Origin of the sequence: Pseudomonas sp., from assembly GCF_036387035.1 — a bacterium.
In the GTDB taxonomy this organism is placed as follows: Bacteria; Pseudomonadota; Gammaproteobacteria; order Pseudomonadales; family Pseudomonadaceae; genus Aquipseudomonas.
This window is the reverse complement of record NZ_DASVUM010000179.1, coordinates 25,364-45,696: the sequence shown is the minus strand read 5'-3', so window position 1 is coordinate 45,696 and position 20,333 is coordinate 25,364. Positions and strand designations below refer to the sequence as shown.

The 20,333-nt window shown below is 59.8% G+C and carries 18 protein-coding genes; 15 read left to right on the top strand and 3 right to left on the bottom strand.

Going from position 1 to position 20,333, the window contains the following annotated elements:
• The first annotated feature begins 22 nt into the window (after positions 1–22).
• From VF672_RS17220 to VF672_RS17175, 10 genes are all read left to right on the top strand, one after another.
• On the top strand, positions 23–1,054 hold the full coding sequence (locus VF672_RS17220) for a RodZ family helix-turn-helix domain-containing protein (RefSeq protein ID WP_331105767.1): 1,032 nt from the start codon (positions 23–25) through the stop codon (positions 1,052–1,054).
• Between the two features lie 3 nt (positions 1,055–1,057).
• Positions 1,058–2,167: a flavodoxin-dependent (E)-4-hydroxy-3-methylbut-2-enyl-diphosphate synthase gene (ispG, locus tag VF672_RS17215; RefSeq protein WP_331105765.1), complete on the top strand. Its 1,110-nt coding sequence runs from the start codon at positions 1,058–1,060 to the stop codon at positions 2,165–2,167.
• A 21-nt stretch (positions 2,168–2,188) separates the two neighbouring features.
• Positions 2,189–3,478 carry a histidine--tRNA ligase gene (gene hisS, locus VF672_RS17210; RefSeq protein ID WP_331105764.1) on the top strand — a complete coding sequence of 430 codons (1,290 nt, stop codon included), beginning with the start codon at positions 2,189–2,191 and terminating at the stop codon, positions 3,476–3,478.
• A 38-nt stretch (positions 3,479–3,516) separates the two neighbouring features.
• A complete protein-coding gene (locus VF672_RS17205) occupies positions 3,517–4,158 on the top strand; it encodes a tetratricopeptide repeat protein (protein WP_331105763.1) in 642 nt (213 codons plus the stop codon).
• On the top strand, positions 4,151–5,302 hold the full coding sequence (gene bamB, locus VF672_RS17200) for an outer membrane protein assembly factor BamB (protein WP_331105762.1): 1,152 nt from the start codon (positions 4,151–4,153) through the stop codon (positions 5,300–5,302). Before VF672_RS17205 ends, bamB begins: the two co-directional genes overlap by 8 nt.
• 150 nt (positions 5,303–5,452) lie before the next feature.
• Entirely contained in the window at positions 5,453–6,922 is a 1,470-nt protein-coding gene (gene der / locus VF672_RS17195) for a ribosome biogenesis GTPase Der (protein ID WP_331105761.1), read from the top strand.
• A gap of 117 nt (positions 6,923–7,039) precedes the next feature.
• On the top strand, positions 7,040–8,188 hold the full coding sequence (locus VF672_RS17190) for a pyridoxal phosphate-dependent aminotransferase (protein WP_331105760.1): 1,149 nt from the start codon (positions 7,040–7,042) through the stop codon (positions 8,186–8,188).
• A complete protein-coding gene (locus VF672_RS17185) occupies positions 8,176–8,967 on the top strand; it encodes an amidohydrolase (RefSeq protein ID WP_331105759.1) in 792 nt (263 codons plus the stop codon). Before VF672_RS17190 ends, VF672_RS17185 begins: the two co-directional genes overlap by 13 nt.
• Before the next feature lie 58 nt (positions 8,968–9,025).
• On the top strand, positions 9,026–9,463 hold the full coding sequence (locus VF672_RS17180; protein WP_331105758.1) for a hypothetical protein: 438 nt from the start codon (positions 9,026–9,028) through the stop codon (positions 9,461–9,463).
• 124 nt (positions 9,464–9,587) lie between these two features.
• The gene (locus VF672_RS17175; protein ID WP_331105757.1) at positions 9,588–9,995 is read left to right on the top strand and encodes a hypothetical protein; all 408 of its coding nucleotides are present in this window, start codon (positions 9,588–9,590) and stop codon (positions 9,993–9,995) included.
• A 66-nt stretch (positions 9,996–10,061) separates the two neighbouring features.
• On the opposite strand, the gene leuA is transcribed toward VF672_RS17175, so the two are convergent.
• The 3 genes from leuA to xseA all read right to left on the bottom strand — a co-directional run bounded on the left by leuA (position 10,062) and on the right by xseA (position 14,451).
• Positions 10,062–11,744: a 2-isopropylmalate synthase gene (gene leuA, locus VF672_RS17170; RefSeq protein ID WP_331105756.1), complete on the bottom strand. Its 1,683-nt coding sequence runs from the start codon at positions 11,742–11,744 to the stop codon at positions 10,062–10,064.
• A gap of 481 nt (positions 11,745–12,225) precedes the next feature.
• Positions 12,226–13,068: a peptidoglycan DD-metalloendopeptidase family protein gene (locus VF672_RS17165; protein ID WP_331105755.1), complete on the bottom strand. Its 843-nt coding sequence runs from the start codon at positions 13,066–13,068 to the stop codon at positions 12,226–12,228.
• Positions 13,069–13,071: 3 nt separating this feature from the next.
• Positions 13,072–14,451 carry an exodeoxyribonuclease VII large subunit gene (xseA, locus tag VF672_RS17160; RefSeq protein ID WP_331105754.1) on the bottom strand — a complete coding sequence of 460 codons (1,380 nt, stop codon included), beginning with the start codon at positions 14,449–14,451 and terminating at the stop codon, positions 13,072–13,074.
• Positions 14,452–14,586: 135 nt separating this feature from the next.
• Between xseA and VF672_RS17155 the strand changes: the two genes are divergently transcribed.
• From VF672_RS17155 to VF672_RS17130, 5 genes are all read left to right on the top strand, one after another.
• Positions 14,587–15,135, top strand: coding sequence for a sugar ABC transporter ATPase (locus VF672_RS17155; RefSeq protein ID WP_331105753.1), 549 nt, complete (start codon positions 14,587–14,589; stop codon positions 15,133–15,135).
• A 127-nt stretch (positions 15,136–15,262) separates the two neighbouring features.
• Entirely contained in the window at positions 15,263–16,732 is a 1,470-nt protein-coding gene (gene guaB, locus VF672_RS17150; RefSeq protein WP_037012465.1) for an IMP dehydrogenase, read from the top strand.
• Positions 16,733–16,831: 99 nt separating this feature from the next.
• The gene (gene guaA, locus VF672_RS17145) at positions 16,832–18,409 is read left to right on the top strand and encodes a glutamine-hydrolyzing GMP synthase (RefSeq protein WP_122535040.1); all 1,578 of its coding nucleotides are present in this window, start codon (positions 16,832–16,834) and stop codon (positions 18,407–18,409) included.
• A gap of 506 nt (positions 18,410–18,915) precedes the next feature.
• The gene (locus tag VF672_RS17135; RefSeq protein WP_331105752.1) at positions 18,916–19,308 is read left to right on the top strand and encodes a type II toxin-antitoxin system death-on-curing family toxin; all 393 of its coding nucleotides are present in this window, start codon (positions 18,916–18,918) and stop codon (positions 19,306–19,308) included.
• Between the two features lie 260 nt (positions 19,309–19,568).
• Positions 19,569–20,282: a toll/interleukin-1 receptor domain-containing protein gene (locus VF672_RS17130; RefSeq protein WP_331105751.1), complete on the top strand. Its 714-nt coding sequence runs from the start codon at positions 19,569–19,571 to the stop codon at positions 20,280–20,282.
• The last annotated feature ends 51 nt before the right edge of the window (positions 20,283–20,333 follow it).

Below are 20,333 nucleotides of genomic sequence, written 5' to 3'. Positions count from 1 at the left end.
AGCAATACCTGTCGGAGCAATGATGAAAGCGGCGCATCCCGAAGTTGTAGCAGCCACTCGCACGAACCCGGGCGAGACATTGCGTCAGGCCCGCGAGAGCAAGAACTGGTCGCTGCCAGATGTTGCGTTGAGGCTCAACCTCACCGTGACGTCCCTGACTCATCTGGAAGCGGGCGATTTCGACAAGCTTCCCGGCCATACCTTTGCCCGCGGCTATGTCCGTGCCTATGCCAAGCTGCTCGAGCTGGATCAAGCGGCTCTGGTGAACGCTTTCGATCAGTACACTGGCACCGATGGCAAAGGCAGCAGTGTCCATGCGCTGGGCCGAATCGAAGAGCCGGTGCGCCTGTCTCACAATATTCTGCGCATCGTCAGCCTTTTGCTGTTGATTGCTTTGATCGGCGGCGGCTTCGTGTGGTGGCAGGATCAAGCCACGCTGCGCGGCAAGGAACCGACCAGTCTCGGCATGGAGCATGTCGAAGTCGAAAGCGCTGACGGCACCACGCAAATTCACCCGCTTGATGAGCCGGAAGATCAGGCCGTCGCCCAAGGCCAAAGCGGTCAGACGGCGCTGCCGTTGAACAACGCCGAGCCTGCATCCGCGCCTGAAGCACCGACCTCATCCAGCAGCACTGGCACCGTTCCAGGCGCTGTTGTTCCACACAGCACATCGACCACCGCACCGACCACGCCGGCACATGCGTCATCGACGCCAACCGCACCGGTCACCACCGTGGCGCCAACGCCCCCAACCACCGCACCCGTCACCACCGCTCCGAGCGCAACGACCGACGCTTCGCCCGTACCGGCAGGTGCCGGCCGCGTGCAGGTGCAATTCGTGTCCGACTGCTGGACCCAGGTTACCGATGGCAACGGCAAAGTACTGATGAGCGGGCTCAAACGAAAAGGCGATACCCTCGACGTCAACGGCAAGCCGCCGCTGACCCTGCGTCTGGGCTTCGCCCGTGGCGCGCAGGTGAGCTACAACGGTCAGCCGGTTGATGTGGCACCTTTCACCAGTGGCGAAACTGCTCGCCTGAAGCTAGGGCAATAAGTCATGCACGGCGAATCTCCCATCAAGCGTCGCGAATCTCGTAAAATCTGGGTCGGCTCTGTGCCGGTCGGTGGCGATGCCCCGATCGCAGTGCAGAGCATGACCAACAGCGACACCAATGACGTCGCGGCCACCGTGGCGCAGATCAACCGCCTGGAAGCCGCAGGCGTTGACATCGTGCGTGTCTCGGTGCCGGACATGGACGCTGCCGAGGCCTTCGGGCGTATCAAGCAGTTGGTAAAAGTCCCTCTGGTCGCCGACATCCACTTCGATTATCGAATCGCCCTGCGCGTTGCCGAGCTGGGTGTTGACTGCCTGCGGATCAATCCGGGCAATATCGGCCGCGAAGACCGCGTCCGCGCGGTAGTCGAGGCAGCCCGTGATCGTGGCATTCCGATCCGCATCGGCGTCAACGCCGGTTCGTTGGAAAAAGATTTGCAAAAGAAGTACGGCGAGCCCACGCCAGCGGCGCTGGTTGAGTCCGCGCTGCGCCACGTCGAGCATCTGGACCGTCTGGATTTCCAGGACTTCAAGGTCAGCGTCAAGGCCTCCGATGTGTTCATGGCGGTCGAGGCCTATCGCCTGCTTGCCCGACAGATTGTCCAGCCGTTGCACTTGGGCATCACTGAAGCAGGTGGTTTGCGCTCAGGCACAGTGAAATCGGCCGTCGGCCTAGGTATGCTGCTCGCCGAAGGGATCGGCGATACCATTCGGATCTCACTGGCAGCCGATCCGGTCGAAGAAGTGAAGGTCGGTTACGACATCCTCAAGTCCCTGCGTCTGCGTTCCCGTGGCATCAACTTCATCGCCTGCCCGAGCTGCTCGCGGCAGAACTTCGATGTGGTCAAAACCATGAACGAACTGGAAGGGCGCCTTGAAGACCTGCTGGTGCCGCTGGATGTCGCGGTGATCGGTTGCGTGGTCAACGGCCCCGGCGAGGCGAAAGAGGCGCATGTCGGCCTGACCGGCGGCACACCGAACCTGATCTACATCGATGGCAAGCCAGCGCAAAAGCTGACGAATGACAATCTGGTGGATGAGCTTGAACGCTTGATCCGTCAGAGAGCCGCCGAAAAGGTCGAGGCCGACGCAGCGCTGATCGCGCGCGGCTAACCCAGTTTCCAAGGAATATTTGTGAGTAAGTCTCTGCAAGCCATTCGTGGCATGAACGACATCCTGCCGGATCAGACGCCGTTGTGGCGTTACTTCGAGGGCACCGTTTCGCGGTTGCTGGATAACTACGGTTATCGCCAGATCCGCATGCCCATCGTCGAGTTCACCGACCTGTTTAAACGTTCCATCGGCGAAGTGACTGACATCGTCGAGAAAGAGATGTACACCTTCGCCGATCGTAATGGCGATTCTCTGACTCTGCGTCCTGAAGGCACAGCGGCCTGCGTGCGTGCCGTTCTCGAACACGGCATCACCGGTGGCGGTCAGGTGCAGAAGCTTTGGTACATCGGCCCGATGTTCCGCCACGAGCGGCCACAAAAAGGCCGTTATCGTCAGTTTCACCAGATTGGCGTCGAAGTGTTCAACCTTGATGGTCCGGACATTGATGCAGAGTTGATCGTTTTGACCTGGCGCCTGTGGGGCCTGCTGGGCATCCGCGATGCCGTCAAACTCGAACTTAACAGCCTTGGCACCAGCGAAGCTCGAGGCCGGTATCGTGAAGCGCTGGTCGAGTACCTCTCGGCGCGACACGAGCAACTGGACGAAGACAGCCAGCGTCGCCTGAAGACCAATCCGCTGCGTGTGCTCGATACCAAACACCCTGAAACCCAGGCTGTACTGATCGACGCCCCCAAGCTGGCCGATTACCTGGACGACGAATCCCGGGTTCACTTCGAGGGCCTGAAGGCGCGTCTGGACGCGGCAGGTATTCCTTACGTGATCAACCCGAAGCTGGTTCGTGGCCTGGATTACTACAGCAAAACGGTTTTCGAGTGGGTCACCGACCAGCTCGGCGCCCAGGGCACTGTCTGCGCGGGTGGCCGTTACGACGGTCTGATCGAGCAGATGGGCGGCAAGCCGACCTCCGGCGTTGGCTTTGCCATGGGCATCGAGCGTCTGGTGCTGCTGCTGGAAACCCTTGAGCAGATTCCCGAAGAGATCGCCCGTACGGTCGACGTTTACGTCTGCGCGTTCGGCGAGGCCGCAGAGTTGGCAGCGCTGACGTTGTCCGAGCGCTTGCGCGATTACGCGCCGAACCTGCGTCTGCAAGTCAATGCCGGGGCTGGCAGCTTCAAGAGCCAGTTCAAGAAGGCCGACAAGAGCGGTGCGTTGTATGCGCTGATCCTTGGCGACGAAGAGCTGGCTTGCAAGGAAGTGGGTGTCAAGCCGCTGCGTGGTCAGGGCGAGCAACAAAATATTGCCTGGGATGCGCTTTCCGAGCACCTGGCCACCTGCATCTCGCAGGGTTGAAGCTGACAAAAGCCGATTTAGCGAATAGGAGTATTGGGGTGTCGAGTAGCGATGATGATGAGCTGGTTGCCGTAAAGGACTGGTGGCAGCGTAACGGCAAGCCATTGGTGACTGGCGGCCTGCTGGCGGTGATCGTGGTGTTGGGCTGGCAGGGCTGGCAGCGCTATCAGAACAACCAGGCGCAAGGTGCTTCGGCGCTTTATCAGCAGTTGCTGGAAACCGCACTGACGCCAAGCGGCCAGGCTGATGCAGGCCGTGTGGCCGAGATCGCCGGCAAGCTGAAGAGCGAGTTCGGCGGCACCGCGTACGCTCAGTACGGCAGCCTGTTCGTGGCCAAAGTGGCTGTGGACATCGGCAAGCTGGATGACGCTGCGAACGAGCTGAAGTCCGTGACCGACAAGCCTGCCAGTGCGACGCTGGGTGAAATTGCCCGTCAGCGTCTGGCTCGCGTGCTCGCGGCACAGAACAAGACCGAAGACGCGCTGAAGCTGCTCGACGGTCAGGCCGACCCGTCTTTCGCGGCCAGCCGCGAAGAACTGCGCGGCGACCTGCTGGTTCAGTTGGGTCGTACCGATGATGCCTATGCTGCCTACAAAAAGGCCAAAGCAGCGCTTTCTGAAGAAGCGGCTGTTGGCGGTCTGCAAATGAAGCTCGACGACCTGGCGAAAGGGGATGCGTGACGTGATTCGTTGGAAACATGCAGCATTGCTGGCTCTGGCCATTCTGGCCGCGGGTTGCAGCAGCAACAGCAAAAAAGAGCTGCCTCCGGCAGAACTCGTCGACTTCAAGGAAGAAGTGACCCTGCAGAAGTTGTGGAGCCGTTCCGTCGGTGACGGTCAGGGCGACATCTACAACATGCTGGTTCCGGCCATCGACGGCGAGAACATCTACGCTGCCGATGCGAACGGTCTGGTCATGGCGATCAATCGCAGCAACGGTGACGTGGTCTGGAAGAAAGAGCTTGAGCAACCGGTTTCCGGCGCCGTCGGCGTAGGTTTCGGTCTGGTCATGCTGGGCACGTTGCGCGGCGAAGTCATTGTCCTGGACGAAGCCACCGGCGAGCAGAAGTGGAAAGCCAAGGCGACCAGCGAAGTGCTGTCCGCCCCGGCCACCAACGGCAGTGTCGTGGTAGCTCAGACCCAGGATGACCGGGTTATCGGTTACGACGCGATTACAGGCGACCAGCGCTGGATCTACGAAAGCAGTCCTGCTGTTCTGACATTGCGCGGCACCGGCGCGCCGATCGCCACCAATCAGCTGGCTATCGCCGGCCTGTCGACCGGCAAGGTCGTGGCGCTGGACATCAACAACGGCGTTCCGGCCTGGGAGCAGCGCGTTGCCATTCCGGCAGGTCGCTCCGAGCTGGATCGCGTGGTCGACATCGATGGTGGCTTGCTGCTCTCCGGCAACACGCTGTATGTCGCGACCTACCAGGGCCGCGTAGCGGGTCTGGAACTGCAAAGCGGTCGCGTGCTATGGCAGCGTGATGCGTCCAGCTATTCGGGTGTGGCGCAGGGCTTCGGCAGCGTTTACGTCTCGCTGGCCAACGGCACCGTGGAGGGCATCGATGAACGCTCTTCCACCGGTCTGTGGAGCAATGACTCGCTGGCCCGTCGCCAACTCGGCGCGCCGGAAGTGTTCTCCAGCTACGTCGCGGTCGGTGACATGGAAGGCTATCTGCACCTGCTCAGCCAGGTAGATGGTCATTTCGTTGCGCGTGAAAAGATTGACGGCGACGGCCTGCGTGCTCGTCCGCTGGTCTCCGGCAACACGATCTACGTCTTCGGCAACAGCGGCAAGCTGGAAGCGCTGACGATCAAGTAAGTGGCTGTCTATGCTTGGGGAGGTCGCGTTGCGGCTTCGCCGGGCGGCCCTGCGTTAATGGGGCCTGTGACACTTCGGTGTCGCTCCGAACTCCGGCCGCTGCCTTGCAGCGGCTTTTGTATTTTCTGAAATAACGAAGTGGAGAGCCGCATGGTTCCCGTAATCGCCCTGGTGGGCCGACCGAACGTCGGCAAGTCCACCTTGTTCAACCGCCTGACCAGGACTCGCGACGCCATCGTCGGCGACTTGTCCGGTCTGACCCGTGATCGCCAATACGGTGAGGCCAAGTGGCAAGGGCGCTCCTACATCCTGATCGACACCGGCGGTATCTCCGGTGACGAACACGGCATGGACGAAAAAATGGCCGAGCAGTCCCTGCTGGCCATCGAAGAAGCCGATGTCGTGTTGTTCCTCGTTGACGCCAAGGCAGGCTTCACTGCCGCCGACCAGATGATTGGCGAGCACCTGCGCAAGCGCAACAAGACGTCCTACGTCGTTGCCAACAAGGTCGACAACATCGACCCTGACATGGCCCGCGCCGAGTTTTCGCCGCTGGGCATGGGTGATGCGATTCCGGTCGCCGGCGCTCACGGCCGTGGCATCACGCAGATGCTCGAAATCGCCCTACGCGACTTCCCACGAGACGATGACGAAGTCGAAGAAGGTGAAGAAGAGGAAGTCGCCGAAGGTCAGGAAGCCAAGCGCATTCCCGGCCCGAGCGAGAAGGACGGCATCAAGATCGCGATCATCGGTCGGCCTAACGTCGGCAAGTCGACGCTGGTCAACCGCATGCTTGGTGAGGACCGCGTTATCGTCTACGACGAGCCCGGCACCACCCGCGACAGCATCTACATCCCGTTCGAACGCAACGACGAAAAGTACACGCTGATCGACACCGCCGGCGTGCGCAAGCGCGGCAAGATCCACGAAGAAGTCGAAAAATTCTCCGTGGTCAAAACCCTGCAGGCGATCAAAGACGCCAACGTGGTGATCTTCGTGATGGACGCCCGCGAAGGCGTCGTCGACCACGACCTCAACCTGCTGGGCTTTGCCCTTGAAGCCGGTCGGGCGCTGGTCATCGCGCTGAACAAGTGGGATGGCATGGTGCCAAGCGAGCGCGACTACGTGAAAGTCGAGCTGGAGCGTCGGTTGTTCTTCGTCGACTTCGCAGACATTCACTTCATCTCGGCACTGCATGGCACCGGCGTGGGCAACCTGTATCAATCGGTGCAGAACTCGTTCAAGTCCGCCGTGACGCGTTGGCCGACCAGCCGCCTGACCCAGATCCTCGAAGACGCGGTCAGCGAGCACGCACCGCCGATGGTCGGGAGCCGCCGCATCAAGCTGCGTTATGCCCACCTTGGTGGTGCAAACCCGCCGTTGATCGTGATTCACGGTAACCAGGTCGAGAAAGTACCGAAGTCGTACGTCCGCTACCTCGAAAACACTTACCGCCGTGTGCTCAAGCTGGTCGGTACGCCGATCCGCATCGAGTTCAAGGGCGGCGAGAACCCGTACGAAGGCAACAAGAACACGCTGACGGACCGCCAGGTCAACAAGAAGCGTCGAATGATGTCGCACCACAAGAAAGCCGACAAGAAGCGCCGCGACAAGCGCTGATCTGTCTAGGGGCTTTCTCGGAAAAGGCGCCACTGGCGCCTTTTTTTGTGCGCGACATCTGGGCTATCCTGCCAATCCCCGTGCCGTCCAGGAGCCGGGTGTGGAGCAGGAAAACCCATGATCACCAGCAAATTGCCGAACGTTGGCACCACCATTTTTACTGTGATGTCCCAGCTTGCCGCCGAAACAGGGGCGATCAATCTGTCTCAGGGTTTTCCGGACTTCGATGGGCCCGACGCACTGCGTGAAGCCCTTTGCCGCCGTGTCATGGATGGCAACAACCAATATGCGCCGATGGCCGGCCTGCCTGCATTGCGCGAGCAGGTTGCCGCCAAGATTGCCCGCTGCTACGGCCGTCAGGTTGGCGTCGACAGCGAAATCACGATCACCCCCGGGGCGACCCACGCCATCTTCTGCGCTATTCAAACCGTCGTGAGCGCTGGCGATGAAGTCATTGTCTTCGACCCGTGCTACGACAGTTATGCGCCTTCGGTGGAGCTGGCCGGCGGGCGCTGCGTCCATGTGCAGCTCAAGGACGGTGACTTCGCCATCGACTGGGAGAAGCTCAGCGCCGCGTTGAGCCCTCGCACCCGGATGATTGTCATCAACACGCCGCACAACCCCAGCGGCGCGCTGATCACCCGTGAGGAGCTGGATCGCCTGGCCGCGTTGATTCGCGATCGGGACATTTACGTGCTCAGCGACGAGGTCTACGAACACCTGGTGTTCGACGGGCTGCAGCACGCCAGCGTGCTGGCCCATGACGAACTCTACCAACGCGCCTTTGTGGTCAGCTCGTTCGGCAAGACCTACCACGTCACGGGGTGGAAAACCGGCTACCTCGTGGCGCCACCTGGGCTGACCGCCGAAGCACGCAAGATTCACCAATTCGTTGCGTTCTGCGGCGTCACGCCATTGCAGTGGGCGTTGGCCGACTTCATGGCAGCGCACCCCGAACACGTTGATGAACTTCCGGCTTTCTATCAGGCGAAACGCGATTTTTTCTGTGATCGCCTGCAAGCCTCGCGTTTCACTTTCACGCGTGCCAGCGGCACCTATTTTCAGCTTGTCGATTATTCGCAGATCCGCCCCGACCTCAACGACGTGGACATGTCGCTGTGGATGACCCGCGAGCACGGCGTGGCGAGCATTCCCATTTCGGTCTTCTACCAGAATCCGCCTGAGGGCCAGCGCTTGATCCGGCTGTGCTTCCCCAAGCGTGAGGAGACGCTGCGTCAGGCAGCGGAAAAACTATGCGCGATCTGACCACGCTGCCGAATTTGAACGTCGCGCTCATCCAGACCACATTGGCCTGGCACGACGCCCCGGCGAACCACGCGCATTTCGAAGCGCTGCTGGTTCAGGCCAAGGGCGCGGACCTGGTGATTTTGCCGGAGATGTTCACCACCGGGTTTTCCATGGAGTCAGAGGCACTCGCCGAGCCTGAAGACGGGCCGACCGCCAAGTGGATACTGGCGCAGGCGCGGGAACTGGACGCCGTTGTAACCGGCAGCGTGATCATTCGCGCCGCTGACGGCAGCCACCGCAATCGCCTGCTCTGGGCACGTCCGGATGGCGAGCTGTTGCATTACGACAAGCGCCATCTGTTCAGAATGGCCGGCGAGCACGAGCATTACAGCCCGGGCGAACGGCAGGTGCAGTTCGAGCTCAAGGGCTGGCGAATTCGTCCGCTGATCTGCTACGACCTGCGTTTTCCCGTTTGGAGCCGTGACGCGCACAACACCGATTTGCTGCTGTACACCGCCAACTGGCCGGGTGCCCGCCGTCTGCACTGGAATCGCTTGCTGCCGGCGCGGGCCATCGAGAACCTGTGTTACGTGGCGGCGGTGAACCGCGTCGGTACCGACGGCAAGGGCTTTGCCTACACCGGTGACAGCCAGGTGCTGGACTTCCAGGGCGAAAGCCTGCTCAACATCGGCGAAGCAGACGGGGTGTTTCAGGTGAGCCTGTCAGCGCAGAGCCTGGCCGCGTACCGCGAGAAATTCCCGGCCTGTCTCGACGCTGATACATTCGAGATACAGTAATGTCATGGAGTTGAGGGGAGACGGGTCGATAGCGGTTATACCCAGACAGGAGATCGGTATGACCAGCATTAACGCATCCTCATTGAGTTCGTACTCCACCAGCTTTACCGTCGCGGTCAAGAAAGACACGACGACCGAAACGGCCGACAGCAGCACTTCCACCACGACCGACGCTGCGTCAGCGTCTGCATCGACGACGACTCCAGCGGGTGGTGCTGGCGGTGCTGGCGGTGCGGGTGGGGCTTCTGATTCCTCAAGCACCAGCGAGCAGGCCATCGAGAAGCTGGAAGAGCAGATCAAGGAAACCCAGAAGCGCCTGCAAGAACAGCAACAGCAGCTCGCTGCGGCTCAGGCAGGTTCTGGGTCTGACGAGGAGAAGTCGGCGCGGGTGATGGCCATTCAAGGCCAGATCTCGTCGTCCACCGCCAGCCTGGCCACGGAGCAGGCGGCACTCGTGCAACTGCAGAAGTCCGGCAGTATCAACACCACCGCCTGATTCATCCATGACGCGACACCGCGCTCCATGACGTCAGTCGTGGGGCGTTTTTGCGGCTGCAATAAAGGCGACTTCAGATGTTTGTACATTGGCCGATACAAGTGCACATCATCAGGAGTTAGTCATGACCACTATCAACACCAGTTCGTTGGGTGCTTACTCAAGCGTGTTCACGGCCGCCGTCAAAACCGACGACTCCACCAAAAGCGATGCCAAAACTGCAAGCATCGACTTGCGTGGCAACGTTTATGACGATCCCAAGGCGGCCAGTGCCGGTGGGTCAGGCGACGCGCCGAGCATGAAAGAGAGCATGATCAAGCAGCTGCAGGAGCAGATTCAGCAAACCCAGAAGATGCTTCAACAGCAGCAGGCTCAGTTGGCCGCTGCTCAAAACAGCAAAGCGCCGGATGAGCAGAAGGCCGCACAGGTCATGGCCATTCAGCAGCAGATTTCCGGGACCATGGCTCAATTGGGCGCCCAGCAGGCTTCCCTGATGAACTTGATGAAAGTCAGTGTCGACACAACGGCCTGATTAGCCGGCTGTTATAAAAAATGCCCTGAAGTTCGCGCTTCAGGGCCTTTTTTGCGTTGCGCAGATTTATGCCGCTTTTGTCGCTTCAGCTTGCAGCAGGCCACGATTAAGGGCGCTGAACAGCGCCTTGAAGCTGGCGGTGGTGATGTTCTCGTCAATACCGACGCCGTGTACCGCGCGGTCGCCATCCACACGCAGCTCGATGTAGGCAGCGGCTTTGGCCGTCGTGCCCGCGCCGATAGCGTGTTCGTTGTAGTCCATGATCTCGGCCGACACTGGCAGGCCGGCAACCAACGCTTCCAGCGCGCCGTTGCCTGTGCCTTTCCAGCGCAGATTGCTCTCGCTGTCGCTCATGCCGGTCACGACTACCTCGACGGCGCTGTTGCCGTTCTCTTCCTGCAAACGATGGCTGACCAGCGCGTATGGCTTGTTGGCCTGCAGGTATTCACGCTTGAACAGCGAGTAGATCTGCTGAGCCGTCATTTCCAGGCCCAGGCGATCGGTCTCGCCCTGAACCACCTGGCTGAACTCGATCTGCATGCGACGCGGCAGGGAAATGCCGTATTCCTGTTCGAGCAGGTAAGTGATTCCGCCCTTGCCGGACTGGCTGTTGACGCGGATGACCGCCTCGTAGCTACGACCGATGTCGGCCGGGTCGATCGGCAAGTAAGGCACTTCCCACAGCGTGCCTTCTTTCTGCTGGGTGAAGCCCTTGCGGATCGCGTCCTGGTGAGAACCGGAGAACGCGGTGTGCACCAGGTCGCCTACGTACGGATGACGCGGGTGTACGGGAATTTGGTTGCATTCCTCGACCACCTTGCGCACGCCGTCGATGTCGGAGAAGTCCAGCTGCGGATTCAGGCCTTGGGTGTACATGTTCAGCGCGACCGTCACCAGGTCTACGTTGCCGGTACGCTCGCCGTTGCCGAACAGGCAGCCTTCAACGCGGTCCGCGCCCGCCATCAGGCCCAGCTCGGTCGCCGCGACACCGGTGCCACGGTCGTTGTGGGTGTGCAGGCTGATGATCACGCTGTCACGTCGGGAAATGTTGCGGCAGAACCACTCGATCTGATCGGCGTAAATGTTCGGCGTGGCGACTTCAACGGTGGCGGGCAGATTGAGGATCACCTTGTTCTGCGGCGTCGCATTCCATACCTCAATGACGGCGTCGCACACTTCCTTGGCGAATTCCAGTTCGGTAGCGCTGAACGTCTCCGGCGAATACTCGAATTGCCATTGGGTTTCCGGCTGCTGGGCGGCGTATTTGACGAACAGCTGAGCCGCGTTCACCGCAATGGCTTTCACGCCGGCCTTATCCTGATTGAACACGATACGGCGGAAGGACGGGCAAGTGGCGTTGTACAGATGCACGATGGCCTTTTTGGCACCGCGCAGGGACTCGAATGTCCGCGCGATGAGGTCTTCGCGCGCCTGAGTCAGCACTTGAATCGTGGTGTCGTCCGGGATGTGGCCGTCTTCGATGAGCGTGCGCACGAAGTCAAAATCGGTCTGCGATGCGGACGGAAACGAGGCTTCGATTTCCTTCACGCCGACCTGCACCAGGGTTTTCCAGAAGCGCAGCTTCTTGACCGCGTCCATGGGCTCGATCAGAGACTGGTTACCGTCACGCAAATCGGAACTGCACCAGATCGGCGCCGCAGTGATGGTCTTGGAAGGCCAGGTGCGGTCAGGCAGGTCGATGACAGGAAACGCGCGGTACTTCGTCGAGGGATCTTTGAGCATGGTCATGTGAATAATCCTTGTTGTACTCAGGGCCGAAAAAAGGCGGCCAGCCGGTTGATGCGAGAGTAGCACTGCGGGTGAACGTCGAGGCACCGCGTTCAGCTTTGCAGTCGTGCACTTACGAGGCAGAGGCAGCGATGTTGGCGCATCAGAATGAGTGTGTGAGAGGTTTTCATGTCGCCAAACGTAACCAAAGAGGTGAAAGCTGGCAAGCACTTGGCAAAAATTGGTAGGAGTTACCGTTAAAAGCTTACGGTCGAGATATTGTTGCGGTATTTCGACGGCTTGCACGATTAAATTGCCGTGACAGCTGGGGCTGGTCGTACCGGACGCTCTTGAGCAAGCTCAGCAGGATGTATGTATTCCAATTGTAGGACCGGCTTCAGCCGGGAAGGGGCCAGATTTCACACCATCACGTTTGCGATGTAGCGTCCGACGCATTCCCGGCCAAAGCCAGTCCTACAGGGCTACTGAACCCACTCAAGCGTTACGGCTGAAACGCATTGATGAAAATCGCCGGGTCCACCCGCGCATCATTCAAGCTGACGTTCCAGTGCATATGCGGCCCCGTGGCGCGCCCGGTCGAGCCGACGCGGCCCACTACGCCATCGCGCGGCACCGCATCGCCGACCTTCACGTCGATCTTCGACATGTGGCAGAACATGCTGATAAAGCCCTGCCCGTGATCGACGAACACGGTATTGCCGTTGAAGAAGTAATTGCCGATCAAAATCACCTTGCCCGCCGCTGGCGACTTGATGGGCGTGCCAGCAGGGACCGCGAAGTCCAGCCCTGCGTGAGGGTTGCGCTCCTCGCCGTTGAAAAAGCGTCGCACGCCAAATTTGCTGGAGAGCGGCCCGTCGACCGGCTTGTCCAGCAACAAGTTGCTTGGCGTGACGGGGCTGAACGTACGGTAGGCGCGAACCTGCACGTCGAGTTCCTGCTCGATGCGCTTCAGGTCGTCCGGGTTCGGATTGACCTGACGCTGATTCTTCAGCGTGATGCGCTGCTCGGGGTATTTTTTGTCGCCGACGACGAAGGGCAGATTGCGGCCGCCGCTGCTGACTTGCTGCGCGGTGCCCGGCTTGACGGTCAGCGGAATGCCGACGATGGCCAGCCACCGAGCGTCCTGATCCTTGACCACTAGCACCGGCTTGCCTTGCCAGCTGGCTTTGGGCGGTTGCGCCGCCGGGCCGAGATCGACCACCGCAACACCGCCAGGCACTGGTTTGTTGAGCAGTCGGGAAATGTAGCTGTCAGCGTGGGCGGGCAGGGCTGCGCACAGGAACAAGGCAGCGGCTGCAAACGAGCGAGAGAGAAGCGGCAGCATTGATCAATCCAGAAGTGAGAGGGTGACGGGCGTCAGATGATTGTCTTCGACGCGCACTTGCAACTCGCCGTCCGCCAGCCTCGCCGTCAGCCGCTGACCCTGATGAGTCTGCTCGGCAGCGCGAATGGCCCTGCCGCGCTCATCAAGCAAAATGCTGTAACCGCGCCCAAGCGTTGCCAGCGGGCTGACCACGTTGAGCGTCTGCACCTGAGTCTGCAGCTGCAGGCGACGGGTCTTGAGGTTGTCTTTGATCGCGCGCGGCAAGCGTTCAGCCAGCACCGCAAGACGCTGACGCAGAAACATCAGCGTGCGGCCCGGGTGCTGCGCGGCCAGTCGGCTTTCCAGATGGCTCATGCGCACGTGGCGCTTGTGCATCTGCTGTTCAAAGGCGCGGCGCAGGCGCATGTCCAGATCGTCGAGGCGCTGGGCGCGCTGGCGCAGGCGCTCGCCGGGGTGCCGCAGGCGCCGGGAAATACCGTCCAGACGCAGCTGCTCGCGCATCAGGCGATCCTGCATACGGCTGATGAGTCGGCGCTCCAGGCTGTCGACCCGGCGATGCAAGTCGCTCGAATCAGGGGCCAGCAGTTCAGCGGCGGCGGAGGGCGTCGGGGCGCGCACGTCGGCGACGAAGTCACTGATCGAGACATCGGTTTCATGGCCGACCGCGCTGACAATCGGCGTCACGCAGGCGTCGATGGCGCGGGCCACGGCCTCTTCGTTAAAACACCACAGGTCCTCCAGCGAACCGCCACCGCGCGCGAGAATCAACGCATCGAAACCGCGGCCGTCCGCCAGTTGCAGGGCACGCACGATCTGGCCGATGGCCTCGCGTCCCTGTACGGCGGTAGGGATCAGGGTGAGCTCGACCCGCGGCGCGCGACGGCGAAATACGCTGATGATGTCGCGAATCACCGCACCGGTGGGCGAACTGATGATGCCAATGCGTCTGGGGTGCAGCGGCAGGGCAACTTTACGCTCGGCGCTGAACAGGCCTTCGGCGCTGAGCTTTTCCTTCAGCGCGTCGAATGCCAGACGCAGCGCGCCATCACCCGCAGGTTCGACAGTGTCGAGAATCAACTGGTAATCGCCGCGCCCTTCAAACAGTGAGACCTTGCCACGCACTTTGACGGCCAGCCCGTCTTTCAATGCCTGACGCACCCGCGCCGCGTTGCTGCGAAACAGCGCGCAACGCACTTGAGCGCCGGAGTCCTTGAGCGTGAAATACACGTGGCCTGAGGCCGGACGCGAGAGGTTGGAAATCTCACCCTCCACCCAGATGCTGGAGAACACATCTTCCAGCAGCACGCGGGCGCGGCCGTTGAGCTGGCTGACAGTGAGGACGTCCCGGTCAAGGCCGAGTCTTGCGAAGGGGTCTTTGATCATGGCGGCATCATAAAGGCATTGGGGCACGGGTCACCAGATCCGATCGCTGGCGGCGTGCGACCGGACAGCCATACTTGACGTCACCAACAGCGCGATTAAGCTGCCGCCCCCGATTACTTGTCAGACAGGCCCGTCATGGACACCCAAAGCATCATCGTCCCGCAAATCTCCAGCTTCCCTGCGCACGAAGCGAAGGCGCGGGCGATCCTGCGCTGGCTGGTGAAGCTGAACGTCGTCGAAGAATCGCTGACCACCTGCGGGCGCAGCTTCAACCGGATGGCCTACGCGCTCGCCCCCGGCGCGCGGCGCTTTGTGGAAAACCCCGACGCCTTGCCGTTCGGTCAGCCGGTCAATGGTCTGGAGATCGTGCTCAAGCGCTGCATTTATACGCCACAGCAGGGGTTCAAGGAGGAGGCCGGTTGCCCGGAGTGTCGGCGTGAAATCGGCGAAACGCTGTTCGACAGCCTCGAAGACTGGATGCCGGGCCACACCGACAATTTCATGTGCCCCGAATGCCGACATGAAGACGACATCAACGGCTTCCTCTTTCTGGAGCCGTGCGGGTTCTCGAATCTGGGGTTCATTTTCAACAATTGGTTGGATGCCGGCTTCAAAAGCAGCTTCGTCGAAGCGTTTGCCGAGCGCCTGGACCGTCCGGTCTCCCACGTGAAGGTCAGAATGTAGACGTCGGGAGAGGCGCCAAGGCGCATTTATTCTGTTCAAGCGTCAAATAGCCTGATCTTTACATTGAGATAGTGCAGGTGTCTGGGTACAATGGCGCGCTTCCATTTTCCCGCTCGGGAGCCCAGCGATGCTGCGTATCAGCCAAGAAGCCCTTACATTCGACGACATTCTCCTTGTGCCCGGTTATTCCGAGGTGCTTCCCAACGAAGTCAGTCTTAAAACACGATTGACCCGTGGCATCGAACTCAACATCCCCCTCGTTTCCGCCGCTATGGACACCGTCACTGAAGCCCGTCTGGCAATCGCCATGGCTCAGGAAGGCGGCATCGGCATCATCCACAAGAACATGACCGTCGAGCAGCAAGCTGCCGAAGTGCGCAAGGTCAAGAAGTTCGAAGCGGGTGTGGTCAAGGATCCGATTACCATCGAGGCTGACGCTACCGTTCGCGACCTGTTCGAACTGACGCGTCAACACAACATCTCCGGCGTTCCGGTCCTGCATGACGGCGAGCTCGTCGGCATCGTGACCTCCCGGGACGTTCGTTTTGAAACCCGCCTCGACATCCCCGTTCGCGAAGTGATGACGCCCAAAGAGCGTCTGGTCACCGTCCGTGAAGGCGCCGACAAGTACGAAGTGCGCGACCTGCTGCACAAGCACCGTTTGGAAAAAGTCCTGATCGTTGACGACAAATTCGCGCTCAAGGGCATGATGACGGTCAAGGACATCGAGAAATCCAAAGCCTGGCCGCTGGCGAGCAAAGACGACCAGGGTCGTCTGCGCGTCGGCGCTGCGGTCGGCACCGGTAAAGACACCGGCGAGCGCGTCAGTGCCCTGGTCGCCGCTGGCGTCGACGTGATCGTTGTCGACACCGCGCACGGTCACTCCAAAGGCGTGATCGACCGCGTTCGCTGGGTCAAGCAAACCTTCCCCGACGTACAAGTCATTGGCGGCAACATCGCCACCGGCGCCGCTGCACGCGCACTGGTTGAAGCCGGCGCTGACGGCGTCAAGGTCGGTATCGGCCCTGGCTCCATCTGCACCACCCGGATCGTGGCGGGCGTGGGCGTTCCGCAAATCAGCGCCATTGCCAACGTGGCCTCGGCACTGGAAGGCACTGACGTTCCCCTGATCGCCGACGGCGGCATCCGCTTCTCCGGTGACCTGTCCAAGGCCATCGTTGCCGGTGCCTACTGCGTGATGATGGGTTCGATGTTCGCCGGTACCGAAGAGGCACCGGGCGAGATCGAGCTGTTCCAGGGCCGTTCCTACAAGGCCTATCGCGGCATGGGTTCGCTGGGCGCCATGTCCCAGGCCCAGGGCTCGTCGGACCGTTACTTCCAGGACTCGTCCGATGGCGCGGAAAAACTCGTACCGGAAGGTATCGAAGGCCGCGTTGCGTACAAGGGTTCGCTGACTGCCATCGTTCACCAGTTGATGGGCGGCCTGCGTTCTTCGATGGGTTACACCGGCAGCGCCGACATCCACGAAATGCGCACCAAACCTGAATTTGTGCGCATCACCGGTGCCGGCATGGCCGAGTCGCACGTTCACGACGTGCAGATCACCAAGGAAGCGCCGAACTACCGCGTCGGTTGATCCGGAACGCGCCTGATGACTCAGGCGCGTTTCACGCATTGTGTACCGGGGCTGTTCATGACAGCCCCGTCTTGTTTCTGATTTTCGACGAGAATGACTATGGCCCTCGACATTCACGCCCACCGCATCCTGATCCTGGACTTCGGTTCCCAGTACACCCAGTTGATCGCCCGTCGCGTTCGCGAAATCGGCGTCTACTGCGAACTGCACCCGTTCGACATGTCGGACGAAGCGATCCGCGAATTCGCCCCCAAAGGCATCATCCTCGCTGGCGGCCCCGAGTCTGTCCACGTTGCCGACAGCCCCCGCGCGCCGCAGGCCGTGTTCGACCTGAACGTGCCGATCTTCGGGATCTGCTACGGCATGCAAACCATGGCCGAGCAGTTGGGTGGCCGCGTGGCCGGTTCCGAATTGCGTGAATTCGGTTATGCCCGTGTCGACATCGTTGGCAAAAGCCGCGTGCTGGATGGCATCGAAGACCACGTCGACGCCGACGGCGTCTTCGGTCTCGACGTATGGATGAGCCACGGCGACAAAGTCACCGAGATCCCGGAAGGCTTCCACGTCCTGGCCAGCACCCCAAGCTGCCCGATCGCTGGCATGGCCGACGACACCCGCGGTTACTACGGCGTGCAGTTCCACCCGGAAGTGACCCACACCAAGCAGGGCGGTCGCATCCTGTCGCGCTTCATCCTCGACATCTGCGGCTGCGAAGCACTGTGGACGCCGTCGAAGATCGCTGAAGACGCCATCGCTCAAGTCCGCGCCCAGGTCGGCACCGACAATGTGCTGCTGGGCCTGTCCGGCGGTGTCGACTCCTCCGTGGTTGCGGCCCTGCTGCACAAAGCCATCGGCGATCAGCTGACCTGCGTCTTCGTCGACAACGGCCTGCTCCGCCTGCACGAAGGCGAGCAAGTCATGGCGATGTTCGCCGAGAACATGGGCGTCAAGGTGATCCGTGCCAACGCCGAGGACCAGTTCCTCAACAACCTGGCCGGTGAAAGCGATCCCGAGAAGAAGCGCAAGATCATCGGGCGCACCTTCATCGACGTGTTCGACGCCGAGTCGACCAAGCTCGACAACATCAAGTACCTCGCCCAGGGCACCATCTACCCTGACGTGATCGAGTCCGCTGGCGCCAAGAGCGGCAAGGCCCACGTCATCAAGTCGCACCACAACGTGGGCGGCCTGCCGGAAGAGATGAACCTGAAACTGGTCGAGCCACTGCGCGAACTGTTCAAGGACGAAGTCCGACGTCTGGGCCTGGAGCTGGGTCTGCCGTACGACATGGTCTACCGCCACCCGTTCCCGGGCCCGGGCCTGGGCGTGCGCATCCTCGGTGAGGTGAAGAAGGAATACGCCGACCTGCTGCGTCGCGCCGACCACATCTTCATCGAAGAACTGCGCAAAGCCGACTGGTACCACAAGGTCAGCCAGGCCTTTGTCGTGTTCCAGCCGGTGAAATCGGTTGGCGTGGTCGGCGACGGTCGTCGTTACGCCTGGGTCGTGGCCCTGCGTGCCGTTGAAACCATCGACTTCATGACCGCGCGTTGGGCGCACCTGCCTTACGAACTGCTGGAAACCGTCAGCGGCCGGATCATCAATGAGATCGAAGGTATTTCGCGCGTTACTTATGACGTGTCGAGCAAGCCGCCTGCGACGATTGAGTGGGAATGAGCCTGCGGCTGCTGCTGCTAAAGGACACTGATTAGCAAAAAAGCCCGCTGAGTTGCGGGCTTTTTGCAGTTGTCACCTTCCGAAACTGGCGCATCTAATTACAAGTCGGACTCCTGCGATGCGTATGAGTGGGCGAGGCGGAGCTGGCCCAGTGGGGTAAGATCCACCCTACCGCGACAGACGCTTGTCGGCAATGGTTGATGCGAAGTTGCTCGCTGGGGTGGCACTGATACTCGGCAAGCGCCGTACGACGCTGTTGGTGGCTCGATGTATCTTGCTTCTCAATGTGCTACCGTGCGAGGAGAAATTGATCAGACCTTTTGGGGTACTCAAGCCATGAACCATAAGCTGAACACCTATGGCGTTTCCATAGTAGAGAGGCCTAGTGTTAAGGCCATCAAGAAGCTCGATTTGGGGGGGGACTCGGGTAAGCAGATCGTTTATTCAGAAACCAAGCTCGTTCTCAGGACTCACAAGAAGACCTTTCAGAAGCTGGCTGACATGTAATGGAATTGATCTGCTTTCCATTTGAACGTGTTGTTGAGATAAACACTCAGATTTTGACTACCGAGCCCGGCATGAAGGGGGTGGTGAATATACCAATCTTGCAGGGCGCACTGGCCCGAATCGACAATGCGATCGCCTATAACGGCCTCGATGATATATTTGAAATAGCTGCCAAGTATACTGCCAGTATCGCGCAAGGCCACGCACTTCCTGATGCTAACAAACGCACTGGACTTGCAGTTGGCTTGGAGTACCTTTCGCTCAATGATTATGAAATTACCCTGGACAATGATCTGTTGGCCGATGCTGTCAGAGATTTAGTCGTCGGCGATATAAACGAGCATGATTTCGCTGATATTCTTTATTCCTCTTTTATCGCTTCTCAGTATTAGGCTTGGTACTAACAAGGCCTGGCAAATTTATCGACTGGATTCGCCGCACTCATGATTAAGCAAGAATAGGGCTCGCCTGCGCAGAGGATGATAAGTCTCAGTGCATTTGGAATGGGCCAGATCACTTAACTGAATGCGGGTCGTTCGACAGGTAAGTCAATTGCGCGCGTCGTCTGGTACGGTAAATTGAAGTCTTACCCATAGTGCATTAACTTGTGTGTGTGATAGCAAGCAAACTAATTGTTGTGATGGGGGCTAATTTGAAATTGGAGAAAAATTGGGATGTATTCCTTTCTCATGCATCAGAAGATAAACGCCTCGTTGCTCGTCCGTTAGCTAATATGCTTTCTGAGGTTGGGTTAAGCGTATGGCTGGATGAGGCTGAATTGCATGTGGGGGATGGGCTGCGTGAGAAGGTTGATGAAGGGTTGTCAAAGTCTCGGTTCGGGGTCGTGGTTGTCAGTCCACATTTTTTTTCAAAGGAGTGGGCCAGGTCAGAGTTGGATGCGCTGATTTCTAAAGAGTTTGGTGGTAATAAGGTAATCCTTCCTGTATGGCATGAGCTGAGCTTCGAAGATGTTCAGAGATATTCTCCGATTCTCGCCAGCCGGTTAGGTGTTTCAACTGAGAAAGGGCTTACTTTTGTTGTGCAGGAAATCGTAAAAGCCATTCACTCCGGGAGTAATCGTAATAGGGGCGAGCAACCGATTTTTGCGGGAAGCATGACTAAAAAGCAGCTCCTTTCCCTGCCTACAGGCTGCATACTGGTGGCAAATGGTGTCAATCCCGATTTTTCAACGGTGCTTGCGGCAGAGGTTGGTCCCCCGGAAACGCGCGAAGGTGTATGGGCACAGCTTCGGAATGTGGGCTATGCAGGCAAACGGTGCTACGTCTTTGGTAGTTGGGCGGGCTATCGTGTTCACTCTTCTAGCAGGTCAATATGCACACCCGCGTTAGCAGATCTAAAAAGCTGACCATTAATATTCGCTTTATGTGTTGGACTTCTAATGCAGCGACTATGCTCT